General features: G+C 73.2%; 11 protein-coding genes and 1 other RNA gene. 10 read left to right on the forward strand and 2 right to left on the reverse strand.

The window, feature by feature from the left end:
- The first annotated feature begins 175 nt into the window (after positions 1-175).
- From prfB to ssrA, 7 genes are all read left to right on the forward strand, one after another.
- A complete protein-coding gene (prfB, locus tag GYH36_RS17745; protein ID WP_162290534.1) occupies positions 176-1,288 on the forward strand; it encodes a peptide chain release factor 2 in 1,113 nt (370 codons plus the stop codon).
- A gap of 162 nt (positions 1,289-1,450) precedes the next feature.
- The gene (gene ftsE, locus GYH36_RS17750) at positions 1,451-2,311 is read left to right on the forward strand and encodes a cell division ATP-binding protein FtsE (protein ID WP_162290535.1); all 861 of its coding nucleotides are present in this window, start codon (positions 1,451-1,453) and stop codon (positions 2,309-2,311) included.
- Between the two features lie 5 nt (positions 2,312-2,316).
- Positions 2,317-3,228 (forward strand): permease-like cell division protein FtsX, encoded by a 912-nt coding sequence (ftsX, locus tag GYH36_RS17755; RefSeq protein ID WP_024842007.1) that lies wholly within the window; start codon positions 2,317-2,319, stop codon positions 3,226-3,228.
- 1 nt (position 3,229) lies between these two features.
- Entirely contained in the window at positions 3,230-4,603 is a 1,374-nt protein-coding gene (locus GYH36_RS17760) for a M23 family metallopeptidase (RefSeq protein WP_115942280.1), read from the forward strand.
- A 197-nt stretch (positions 4,604-4,800) separates the two neighbouring features.
- Positions 4,801-5,271, forward strand: a complete 471-nt coding sequence (gene smpB, locus GYH36_RS17765) for an SsrA-binding protein SmpB (protein WP_024842005.1) — start codon at positions 4,801-4,803, stop codon at positions 5,269-5,271.
- 77 nt (positions 5,272-5,348) lie between these two features.
- On the forward strand, positions 5,349-5,762 hold the full coding sequence (locus GYH36_RS17770) for a hypothetical protein (RefSeq protein ID WP_024842004.1): 414 nt from the start codon (positions 5,349-5,351) through the stop codon (positions 5,760-5,762).
- A gap of 135 nt (positions 5,763-5,897) precedes the next feature.
- Positions 5,898-6,264, forward strand: a transfer-messenger RNA (tmRNA) gene (gene ssrA / locus GYH36_RS17775).
- An 80-nt stretch (positions 6,265-6,344) separates the two neighbouring features.
- On the opposite strand, the gene GYH36_RS17780 is transcribed toward ssrA, so the two are convergent.
- Complete coding sequence (locus GYH36_RS17780) at positions 6,345-6,698, reverse strand: hypothetical protein (protein ID WP_162290536.1); 354 nt, start codon at positions 6,696-6,698, stop codon at positions 6,345-6,347.
- A complete protein-coding gene (locus GYH36_RS17785; RefSeq protein WP_162290537.1) occupies positions 6,691-7,665 on the reverse strand; it encodes a DUF4349 domain-containing protein in 975 nt (324 codons plus the stop codon). Before GYH36_RS17785 ends, GYH36_RS17780 begins: the two co-directional genes overlap by 8 nt.
- Positions 7,666-7,794: 129 nt before the next feature.
- Here GYH36_RS17785 and GYH36_RS17790 point away from each other — a divergent pair, with 129 nt between their 5' ends.
- From GYH36_RS17790 to GYH36_RS17800, 3 genes are all read left to right on the forward strand, one after another.
- Positions 7,795-8,685 carry a PfkB family carbohydrate kinase gene (locus GYH36_RS17790; RefSeq protein ID WP_162290538.1) on the forward strand — a complete coding sequence of 297 codons (891 nt, stop codon included), beginning with the start codon at positions 7,795-7,797 and terminating at the stop codon, positions 8,683-8,685.
- Between the two features lie 137 nt (positions 8,686-8,822).
- Positions 8,823-9,983, forward strand: coding sequence for an ROK family transcriptional regulator (locus tag GYH36_RS17795; protein WP_024842000.1), 1,161 nt, complete (start codon positions 8,823-8,825; stop codon positions 9,981-9,983).
- Positions 9,984-10,179: 196 nt separating this feature from the next.
- On the forward strand, positions 10,180-11,487 hold the full coding sequence (locus tag GYH36_RS17800; protein WP_024841999.1) for an extracellular solute-binding protein: 1,308 nt from the start codon (positions 10,180-10,182) through the stop codon (positions 11,485-11,487).
- Positions 11,488-11,625: the final 138 nt, after the last annotated feature.

Below are 11,625 nucleotides of genomic sequence, written 5' to 3' on the forward strand. Positions count from 1 at the left end.
CCCGCGGGCTGAGCAGGCCGCTGCTCGGCGGGGTCCGCGGTCGGTCGCCTGCCGGGGGGGGGGGGGGGGGGCGCCCGCCCGGGGGGGGGACCCCCCCCCGGGGCCCGCCCGGGGCGCCCCCCCCCCCCCCCCCCCCCCCGCGGAGGGTGCGCCGGGTCGCGTAACCTTGAACCTCGTGGCCACCATCGACTTTCCGTCCGAGATCAAGGCGCTGCGCAGCACGCTCGAGTCCATCGAGAGCGTGAGCGACCCGGAGGAGCTGCGCGCGAAGATCGCGGACCTCTCGGAGAAGGCGTCGGCCCCCGACCTGTGGGACGACCCGGAGGCGGCGCAGAAGGTGACGTCCGCCCTGTCCGCGACGCAGTCCGAGCTCGACCGGGTGAAGAAGCTCGGCCAGCGCATCGACGACGTCGAGACCCTGGTCGAGATGGGCCAGGAGATGGACGACGAGGACACGCTCGTCGAGGCCGAGAACGAGGTCGCCGCCATCCGCAAGGACCTCGACCAGCTCGAGGTCCGCACGCTGCTCGCCGGCGAGTACGACGCGCGCGAGGCCGTCGTGACGATCCGTGCGGGCGCCGGCGGCGTGGACGCGGCCGACTTCGCCGAGATGCTGCTGCGCATGTACCTGCGCTGGGCCGAGCGCCACGGCTACCCGACCACCGTCCTCGACACCTCGTACGCGGAGGAGGCCGGGCTCAAGTCGGCCACGTTCGAGGTCAAGGCGCCGTACGCGTTCGGCCACCTGTCCGTCGAGGCCGGCACGCACCGCCTCGTGCGCATCTCGCCGTTCGACAACCAGGGCCGCCGCCAGACGTCCTTCGCGGCGGTCGAGGTCATCCCGCTCATCGAGCAGACCGACTCGATCGAGATCCCCGAGTCGGAGATCAAGGTCGACGTGTTCCGGTCCTCGGGCCCCGGCGGGCAGTCCGTCAACACGACGGACTCCGCGGTGCGCATGACGCACATCCCGACGGGCATCGTCGTGTCGATGCAGAACGAGAAGTCGCAGATCCAGAACCGCGCCGCAGCCCTGCGCGTGCTCCAGTCCCGCCTGCTGCTCGTGCGCCAGGAGGCGGAGAACGCGAAGAAGAAGGAGCTCGCGGGCGACATCAAGGCGAGCTGGGGCGACCAGATGCGCTCGTACGTGCTGCAGCCGTACCAGATGGTCAAGGACCTGCGCACCGAGCACGAGGTCGGCAACCCGTCGGCCGTGTTCGACGGCGACATCGACGACTTCATCGAGGCCGGGATCCGCTGGCGCCGCGGGGTGCAGAAGGACGCCTGACCCTCCCGGCGCCGCCCGGAGCGATTGATCCGGGCAACGGATCGATGCACCCGGGCGCGGCGTGTCCGCCCCGCCGGGCCCGGATCGCGTGCCTACCCTCGGGATCGTGCGACGAACCCCGTTCGTCCACGGATCGACCCCCGACCCGAGGAACGTGCCGCTGTGATCCGCTTCGAGAACGTCACCAAGGTCTACGCGCGCGGCGCGAGACCGGCCGTCGACGACGTGTCGCTGGAGGTCCGGCGCGGCGAGTTCGTGTTCCTCGTCGGTGCGTCCGGGTCCGGCAAGTCCACGTGCCTGCACCTCGTCCTGCGCGAGGAGCGCCCCACCAAGGGCAAGGTGTTCGTCGCCGGCCGCGACCTCGGGTCGCTCTCGAGCTGGAACGTGCCGAAGCTGCGGCGCCAGATCGGGGTCGTCTTCCAGGACTTCCGCCTGCTGCCCAACAAGACCGTGTTCGAGAACGTCGCGTTCGCGCTCCAGGTGATCGGCAAGCCGCGTCACACGATCGCCATCACCGTGCCCGAGACCCTCGAGATGGTCGGGCTCGCGGGCAAGGAGAAGCGCCGCCCGCACGAGCTCTCCGGCGGTGAGCAGCAACGCGTGGCGATCGCGCGCGCGATGGTCAACCGCCCGCCGATCCTGCTCGCGGACGAGCCGACCGGGAACCTCGACCCCACGACGTCGCTCGGCATCATGCGCCTGCTCGACCGCATCAACCGCACCGGCACGACGGTCGTCATGGCGACGCACGACGAGGAGATCGTCAACCAGATGCGCCGCCGCGTCATCGAGCTCGAGACGGGCACGCTCGTGCGCGACCAGGCCCACGGCTCCTACGGCGCGCGCGGCCAGGTCATCCCCGACCCCGCGGGCACGGCGCCCGAGTCCGCCCCGACGACGGTCGTCCCGCGCCCCGTCCGCGCCGAGCAGGCACCTGCGCCGGCCGAGCCCGCGCCCGCCGACACGCCCCTGCCGCGGCGGCGCTCCGTGCGTCGTCACGCCCCGGCCACGGCGGGGGAGTGAGCGGCGTGCGCCTCCAGTTCATCCTCGCGGAGCTCGGCCAGGGCCTGCGCCGCAACGTCTCGATGACCGTCTCGGTCGTCCTCGTGACGTTCGTGTCGCTGACCTTCGTCGGCGCGTCCATGCTCTTGCAGGCCCAGATCGGCAAGCTCAAGGACGACTGGTACGACAAGGTCGAGGTGTCGGTCTTCCTGTGCCCGCAAGGCTCGCCGTCGCCGACGTGCGCCGCCGGAGAGGCCACGCCCGAGCAGATCGCCGCGCTCGAGGACGTGTTCGAGACCGAGCTCGCCGACGAGATCCAGACCGTGTACTTCGAGTCCAAGGACGACGCGTTCGAGGCCTTCACCGAGCGCTACCCCGACGGCTACCTCGGCACGCAGCTCACGGTCGACGACATGCAGGCGTCGTTCCGGCTCAAGCTGACCAACCCCGAGAACTACGAGGTCGTCAACGACGTCGTGACCGGGCGGGCCGGCGTCGAGGTCGTCGAGGACCAGCGCCGCATCTTCGACTCGCTGTTCCTCGCGCTCAACCGCGCGTCGCTGCTCGCCGCGGGTCTCGCGGCCGTCATGCTCCTCGCCGCGGTCCTGCTCATCACGACGACGATCCGGCTCTCGGCCCTGAGCCGGCGGCGCGAGACGGGCATCATGCGGCTCGTCGGCGCGTCGAACCTCTTCATCCAGCTCCCGTTCCTCCTCGAGGGGGCGATCGCCGCCGTGCTCGGGGCGCTGCTCGCCGTGGGCGGGCTCTGGGTAGGGGTGAAGTACCTCGTCACCGACTGGTTGTCGCAGTCCGTGACGTGGGTGGCCTACGTCGACGAGGCGGACGTGCTGCGCATCGCGCCCGTGCTCGTCGGCATCGCGTTCCTCCTGGCGGCCGTCTCCTCGGTCGTCACGCTCAACCGCCACACGAGGGTGTGAGATGACCCGCGACCTGCGCCGCGCGACCGCGGCACTCCTCGCCACGACCCTGCTCCTCGTCGGGAGCGTCGCCTCGGCGTCCGCCGACGACATCGACGACCGTCGGGCCGCCGCCGAGCGCCGCCAGTCGGAGATCCTCGGCAACCGCGAGGAGCTCCAGTCCGAGCTCGAGGACACCGACGCCGAGCTCGCCCAGGCGGTCATCGACCTCCAGGCCATCGAGGCGCGCCTGCCCGTCGCGCAGGCCGAGCTCGAGGCGGCCGAGGCCGAGGTCGAGCGGACCCAGCGCGAGGCGGAGCTCCTCGCGCAGCGCCTCGAGGACGCCCTCGGGCAGGAGGCGGCGATCAGCGCCGAGATCGAGCGCGGGGCGACCGAGGTGGCCGACGCGCGGTCGAGCATCGCGGAGATGGCGCGCCAGGCGTACCGCGGCCAGGGCGACGTCTCGAGCCTCGGCATCGTCACGGGCGCCGAGAGCACCGAGGAGTTCATCGAGGAGTACGCGGTCTCGTCGACGGCGGCGCGCAGCCAGTCCCGGTCGCTCCAGGAGCTGCTCGAGGCCGAGTCCGTCGCACGCAACCGCGAGGCGCGCCTGCAGGCGGTCCGCGAGACGATCGCCGACCTCAAGAAGCAGGCGGACGAGAACGTCGTCGCCGCCGAGGCCGCGCGCAAGGCGGCCGCCGACCGCAAGGCGGAGGTCGAGCAGCTCATCGCCGACCAGCAGGCGAAGAAGGCCACGATCGAGGAGCGCAAGGCGGCCGCGCAGGAGCAGATCGAGCAGAACGCGCGCGACCAGGCGGCGCTCGAGGCCGAGCTCAAGACGATCATCGCCGAGCAGGCGGAGCGTGACCGCAAGGCCGCCGAGGAGGCCGAGCGCCGTCGTCAGCAGCAGCAGAACAGCGGCGGTGGAGGTGGCGGCGGTGGCGGCGGTGGCGGTGGTGGTGGCAGCAGCAAGCCCGCGCCGCCCCCGTCGAGCGGCACCACGCTGTCGTACCCCACCGCGGTGCCCTACGTGACGTCGAGCTACGGCATGCGCCTGCACCCCGTCCTCGGGATCTGGCGCCTGCACGCCGGGACCGACTTCCGCGCCTACTGCGGGACGCCGATCATGGCGGCCGCGTCCGGCACGGTGGTGCACGCCCAGCGTCGCGGCGGGTTCGGCAACCAGGTGCTCGTCAACCACGGCGTCGTGGGCGGGCAGAGCCTCATGACGAGCTACAACCACCTGACCAGCTTCGCCGTCTCGGGCGGGCAGCGGGTCAACAAGGGCGACATCGTCGGCTACTCGGGCAACACCGGGCTCTCGGGCGCGTGCCACCTGCACTTCGAGGTCTACGTCAACGGGTCCACCGTCAACCCGATGTCGCGCCTGCCCTGACCGTCGCATGCCCGTGCGGGGAACCACCGGCGCCCGCCGCGGCGCCCCCGGGCGGTTCGCGCAGGGGATAATCGGTACCCGGTCGTCGTCGGGGACCCGTAGCCTGGGGCGCCGGCGCGACGGCCAGGCCGCGCGGACACGCCGACGGCCCGGCAGCACGGGCCCCGGCACGGACAGCGAAGGACGGTAGGACACGGATGGCGAAGGAGACCGGCCGCAAGGTCGTCGCCAGCAACCGCAAGGCACGGCACGACTACGTCATCGAGGACGTGTACGAGGCGGGGATCGTCCTGTCCGGGACCGAGGTCAAGGCGCTGCGCATGGGGCGCGCGTCGCTCGTCGACGGGTACGTCGCCGTCGACCACGGGGAGGCGTGGCTCGAGAACGTCCACATCCCCGAGTACACCGAGGGCACGTGGAACAACCACGCCCCGCGCCGCAAGCGCAAGCTGCTCCTGCACAAGGAGGAGATCCTGCGCCTGGAGTCGAAGTCGCGCGAGAAGGGGCACACGATCGTGCCGCTCGCGCTGTACTTCCTCGACGGCCGCGCGAAGGTCGAGATCGCGCTCGCGCGCGGCAAGAAGGAGTACGACAAGCGGCAGGCGCTGCGCGAGAAGCAGGACAACCGCGAGGCGCAGCGCGCCATGCGGCAGCGCGAGCTGCGCTGACCCCGCACCCGCTGGTGACCGCGGCGCCCCCGACGTACGGTCGAGGGCGAGACGACGACCGCGAACCAGGAGGCCCCATGGTCAAGCTCCGCCAGTACGTCCCGCGCCTCGCGGCGGGTGCGTACATCCTCAACTCCGGCCTGAGCAAGCGCGGCGCGGACGACGCGACCGCGCAGGGCATCCACGGGATGGCGGCGGGGACGTACTCGTTCCTCGAGGACGTCGAGCCGAAGCAGTTCACCAAGGCACTCTCCACGGCCGAGATCGCGCTCGGCACGGCGCTCGTCGTGCCGTTCGTCCCCACCGGCCTCGTCGCCCTGGGCCTCGGCGTGTTCTCCGCAGGGCTCGTGGGCATGTACCTCAAGACGCCGGGGATGACGCGCGAGGACGGCGTGCGCCCGACCGAGCAGGGCACGGGGCTCGCCAAGGACGTGTTCCTCCTCGGGATCGCGGGCGGCCTGCTCGTCGACTCGCTGACCCGCGGGAAGTAGCCGGCTCGCGCGCCCGCGACGCGCCGTCGCCGTACCGGGAATTCCGGTGCGACCTCGGGCGTTCATCCCGTAGGCTTGTCCTGCTGCGCGGGGAACGGGTCCGCCCGGGAACCCGCAGTGGTTGACAACTCCACAGGGGGTGATCGGTTTCGACGGTGGTCGTGCTTCGAGGAGAAGCGGGCCGAGGATGCAGGCTTATCTCGTTAACGATGTCTGCGAACCACAGGTGCCGATAACAAGCGCACCGACTTCGCCCTCGCCGCCTGAGCGAGCCCCGAAGTCCGTCAGCCCGAGCTAGCTCTCGACTCGGATCCTGGCGTCATCTAGAGAGCCACTGCTCGTAGTCCTCGTCACCGGGGCTACGGGGACTTTCAGGTGACTGAGCCCGTCCGCACCTTGTCTGCGTGAGTGCGGGGGCCGAGAAAAACGACAGCAGACTGCGCCCGGAGAAGTCCTCGATCGGCGTCACCGGACCGGGGTTCGATTCCCCGCACCTCCACCCCTGCGGCCACGGCCCGCACCCCTCCCGGGTGCGGGCCGTCGTCGTCCCCGCACCCGTGCGTCCCGCCATCGTGGCCCACGTCACCAGCCGTGCCGCTCCCACGCGGCCGCCGCGTCGTCGCCGTCGAGCCACTCGACCCGCAGGCGTCGCCCCCGCACGACGATCTCCGTCGCGTCGCCGGCCGCCAGGACCGGCGCCCCCGGGTCGTCGCAGTAGACGTCGTCCGCGGCGTCCGTCCCGTCGAGGTGCACCCGCCACTGCACCCGCGCCTGCGGGTTGACGTGGTGCGGCGACGAGTGCGGGCCGACGGTGTCCCAGTGCACGCACTCGCGCGTCACGAGGTGCCCGGCCGGCGTCGCGGTGCCGGGCGCGTCGTCGGACCACAGCCGGGCGACCCGGCCCGCGGTGCCCGCGCCGGGCACGCGCTCACTCACGCGTGGACGCCCCGACGGGCTCGCGGTCGGCCGACGGCGCGCCGGGGCCGTCCTCGGGCCCGTGGGCGTCCGTCCCGGGCGTGGGCGGCGTCCCTCCGTCCTGCGCGCGGCGCCGGACGCGGCGCAGCACCCAGCGCACGACGAGCAGCACGACGCCCGCGACGACGAGCCACGGCAGCAGCGCGCCGAGGACGACGACGAGCCCGTTGAGCGTGGCGAGCAGCGCGTTCCAGCCGTTCTGCAGTCCGCCGAGGAAGCCGCCCGGGGCCAGCTTCTCCGTCACGGCGACCTGCACGACCGAGACGTGCAGCGTCGACATCGTCACCTGGTCCGTGAGCGCCGCGCGCTGGGACTGGAGCGACTCGAGCTCGGCCTGCCGCGTCGTGAGCTCCTGCTCGGCCGCGAGCAGGTCCTCGGTCGAGGCCGCGTCGCCCATGAGGGTGCGCAGCCGCTCGACCGACGTGGTGAGCGCCGCCACGCGGGCGTCGAGGTCGCGCGCGGTCCCCGTGACGTCGACCGCCTCGATCGACAGGTCCCGGACGTCGCCGACCTGCTCGAGCGCGTCGACCGTCGCCGTGGTCTGCGCCGCCGGGACGCGGATCGTCAGCTCCGCGCTCGCCCGCGCGTCGCCGTCGGGCTCCGACTGGCGCCGGCTCTCCACGCGGCCGCCCGCGCTCTCCGCGAGCTCCGCGACCTGCTCCGCGGCCGTGGCCGGGTCGTCGGCGACGACCGTCACGGAGCCGGTCGTGACGACCTCCCGGTCGCCCTGCGACGCCGCGTCCTCGGACGCGGGCGCGATGCCCGACGACCCCTCGTCGGCCGCGCCGGCCTCGCTGTGCGCCGTGACGCCCCCGCCGCCGTCGCCCGCGAAGGACGCCGCGCCGTCCGGGGCCGCGGAGCAGCCCGCCAGGAGCGCCCCGCCCAGCAGGAGGGACGCGACGACGGCGAGGGGGCGAGTGGTCCGCATGCTGCGAGAGTAGGGGGCCAAGCGCGCGAACCGGACACGCATCCGGACATCGTGACCGTCTTGTGAACTGGCCGTGACACAACCGCAGCGCGACGCCGGTGGACGGCGTCGCCACGGCAGGATGGGCGCGTGCTGGTGTGCTGCGGACTCGTGACCCTCGACGTCGTCCAGGTCGTCGACGCCCTCCCCGCGCCCGACGAGAAGGTCGTCGCGCGGTCCCTCTCCGCGACGTTCGGCGGCCCGGCCGCCAACGCCGCCGCGACCGCCGTCGCGCTCGGCGTCCCCACGACCCTCGTCACGGCGGTGGGCGGTGGGCCGCTCGCCGACGTCGTGCGGCGCGAGCTCGCGACGAGCGGGGTCGACCTCGTCGACGTCGCGGGCGACGACCCGGGCGCGGGCCAGCCCGCCGTCTCGACCGTGCTCGTCACGCGCGCGACGGGCGAGCGCGCGGTCGTGAGCACCAACGCGTCCGGGTTCGGCGACCTCGCCGTCGGCACCCGGGGGACCGGCCTGCCCGACGCCGTCGCGTTCCTCGACGACGCAGGCCCGGGCGACGTCGTGCTGCTCGACGGACACCTGCCGGGGCTCGCCCTCGCGGTGGCGCGGCGGGCGCGCGAGCGGGGCGCCGCCGTCGTGCTCGACGCAGGCTCGTGGAAGCCCGACGCGGCCGAGATGATCGGCCTGTGCGACGCCGTCGTCGCGTCGGCCGACCTCCGCCCGCCGGGCGTCGGGGAGGAGGGCGTGCTCGACGCCCTCGCGGCGCTCGGCCCGCGCTTCGTCGCGCGGACCCGCGGGCCGCGGGCCGTCGAGGTCCTCGAGGCGGGGGAGCGGTACGAGATCGCGGTCCCCGGGCCCGCGCGGGTCGTGGACACGCTCGGGGCGGGCGACGTGGTCCACGGCGCGTTCGCGGCGCGGGTCGCGACCGGGGCGTCGTGGCGCGCCGCGCTCGAGCACGCCGTCCGGGTCGCGTCGCGCTCGGTCGAGCACGCCGGCGCGCGCGGGTGGATCGACGCCCGCTGAGGTCGGGGCAGGCCGGGCTGCGCCGGGTGGGCCGCGTCGGGACCGAGGTCCCGCGCGCCGGGCCGGACGGCAACGTTTCGATCACGAAGCCCGACGGAAGTTGACACGCACTTAGTAAAGGCAGTCTACTAACAAACATGACAACGGCAGTCACCGGGACCGGCGCACCGAGGAGGCGCCTGAGCACAGGGCTCAGGCCTACCTCGAAGGTGCTGCCCGAGCACGCTCGGGCCCACAACCGGTCCCTCGTGCTGCAGCACCTCTTCCACGAGGGGCCGACGTCGCGCGCCGACCTCGCGCGCGCCACGTCGCTGACCCGGGTGACGATCTCCGACCTCGTCTCCGTGCTCATCGCGGAGGGCCTCGTCGAGGAGCTCGGCGTGCGCCCCGGGCAGCGCGTCGGCAAGCCCGCGATCCTCGTCGGGATGCGCACGAGCGCGTACCAGATCGTGTCCGTCGACCTCACGGACGACGAGGTGCTGCGCGGCGCCGTCCTCACGCTCACCGGCGACTTCGTCGTGCGGCAGAGCCTCACGGTCGACGGTCGCACCGGCACCGAGCTCGTCGACCTCCTCACGCGCTTCTGCCGCGGGCTCATCGCGTCCGCGACCCAGCCGGTGATCGGCGTCGGGATCGGCTCGCCGGGCGTCGTCGACGCCGACGGCCGCGTCATCGAGGCGCCCAACCGCCGCTGGTACGACGTGCCGCTCGCCGCGCAGCTCACCGAGCGGCTCGGGCTCGCGGTGCACGTCGCGAACGACGCGAACATCGCCGCGCTCGGCGAGTTCACCTTCGGCGGAGCGGCGGGCGACGGACTGCTCGTGCTCACCGTGGGCGAGGGCGTGGGCGCCGGCATCATGGTCGACGGCGCGCGCGTGCGGGGGCACGCGGACGCGGCCGGCGAGCTCGGCCACGTCACCGTCGTCGACGACGGCGAGCCGTGCGCCTGCGGGCGCCGCGGCTGCCTGGAGACCGTCCTGTCCGTCCCGGCCCTGCGCCGTGCGACCGACGGGCTCGACACCGAGGCTTCCGACGCCGTCCTGGCGTCGGTGGGCAGGACGCTGGGCATCGCCCTCGCGCCTGTCGTCAGCGCGCTCAACCTCGCGGAGGTGCTCATCAGCGGTCCGGCGGACCTGCTCGACGGGCCCCTGCGCGAGGCGGCGTTCGAGACCATCCGCGCGCGCACGATGCCGGTCATCGGCAGCGGGCTCCAGGTGCGGATGGCGACGCTCGACGAAGACGTCGTCCTCGCTGGGGCCGCCGTCCTCGTCCTGTCCGGACAGCTGGGAGTCTCATGAGCCGACGACGCTCGCACTGACCCCGCAGCCCGACCGGGCACGGCTCGCGCCCTGCCCCCACGAACCCCCTGGGACCCCCAGTGCAGTACCCCCAGGACGCAGTACCCCTGCACGATCTCGATTACGCAGGACTCCTGCCACACCTCCGGTGGCGTCACCGACGCCGCCACCAAGAAACACCGAGAGGAAGCACCCAGTGAAGAGGAACCGCCTCGTTGCCACGTCCGTGGCGTCCACGATCACCCTGGCACTCGCGCTCACCGCCTGCAGCACCGGCGGCAACGACAACGGCTCCGGCGAGGGCGAGGCCGCCACCGGCGACATCCGCGTCTGGCTCAACGGCTCGGACACGCCCGACGCCGCTCGCGAGTACCTCAAGACGACGTTCGAGGAGGAGAACCCGGGCAGCACCCTCACGATCGAGGAGCAGTCCTGGACCGGCCTCGTCGACAAGCTCACGACGTCGCTCTCCGGCTCCGACAGCCCGGACGTCGTCGAGGTCGGCAACACGCAGTCCCCGGCGTTCACGTCCGCGGGCTTCTTCCGTGAGATCACGGAGGAGGAGTTCCAGTCCCTCGGCGGCGACGACCTGCTCAAGGGCTTCGTCGAGGCCGGCGACTGGGACGAGAAGCACTACGCGCTGCCGTACTACGCGGGCTCGCGCGCCGTGTTCTACTCGCCGTCGGCCATCGGCTCGGACATCACCGTCCCGGCGACCCTCGACGAGTACGTCGAGCTCGGAAAGTCGCTCAAGACCGACAGCCGCTCGGGCGTGTACTGGCCCGGCCAGGACTGGTACAACGCGCTCCCGTTCATCTGGGAGAACGGCGGCTTCATCGCCGAGCAGAACGACGCGGGCGAGTGGGAGGGCGGCTTCTCGAGCGAGGGCGGCCTCGCCGGCCTCGCGCAGGTCCAGGACCTCATGACGAACGCGTCGCTCGCGCCGAAGGACGGCCAGGAGACCGACCTCCAGGTGCCGTTCTGCGAGGGCAAGGTCGCGTTCCTCTCGGCGCCGACGTGGATCCAGTGGTCCATCAACGCCCCCGAGGAGCCCGAGACGCCGGACGGCGTCCCCGGCTGCGCGTCGACCTACGGCGGCGACCTCACGGCGTTCCCGCTCCCGGGCAAGGAGGCCGGCACCACGGCGCAGGTCTTCGCCGGTGGCTCGAACATCGCCGTCGCGCAGAAGTCGAACAACCCGGAGCTCGCGTTCAAGGCGTTCGAGATCATGATGAGCGACGAGTACCAGACGATCCTCGCCGAGAACGGCCTCATCCCGGCCAAGGTCTCGCTCGCGAGCGCCGTCCCGCAGGACAACCCGATCGCCCAGGCCGGTGTCGCGGCCGCGGCGAACACGCGCCTCACCCCCGCGTCGCCCAAGTGGGCCGACGTCGAGGCGCAGAACGTGCTCCAGAGCGCCTTCACCAAGATCGCCAACGGCGACGACGTGAAGACCGTCGCGGCGGAGCTCGACGCGAAGATCGAGGAGATCCTCAACAGCTGAGCCCGTCCGGTGGCGGGCGGGGCGGGGGGCGGGGGCCCCCCGGGGGGGGGCCCGGCCGGGGGGGGGGGGGGGGGGGGGGCCCCCCCCCCCCCCCGCCGGCGCGGGGGGCCGGGGCCAGCGCCCCCCCCCCCCCCCCCC

This window comes from Cellulosimicrobium composti (assembly GCF_010287905.1).
GTDB lineage: Bacteria > Actinomycetota > Actinomycetes > Actinomycetales > Cellulomonadaceae > Cellulosimicrobium > Cellulosimicrobium composti.

Bases quoted from the DNA above. Each gene is read 5' to 3' on its own strand.
- GYH36_RS17795 (WP_024842000.1), top strand. From the start codon at position 8,823: ATGACAACGGCAGTCACCGGGACCGGCGCACCGAGGAGGCGCCTGAGC.
- GYH36_RS17760 (WP_115942280.1), top strand. From the start codon at position 3,230: ATGACCCGCGACCTGCGCCGCGCGACCGCGGCACTCCTCGCCACGACC.
- smpB (WP_024842005.1), top strand. From the start codon at position 4,801: ATGGCGAAGGAGACCGGCCGCAAGGTCGTCGCCAGCAACCGCAAGGCA.
- GYH36_RS17785 (WP_162290537.1), bottom strand. From the start codon at position 7,665: ATGCGGACCACTCGCCCCCTCGCCGTCGTCGCGTCCCTCCTGCTGGGC.
- GYH36_RS17770 (WP_024842004.1), top strand. From the start codon at position 5,349: ATGGTCAAGCTCCGCCAGTACGTCCCGCGCCTCGCGGCGGGTGCGTAC.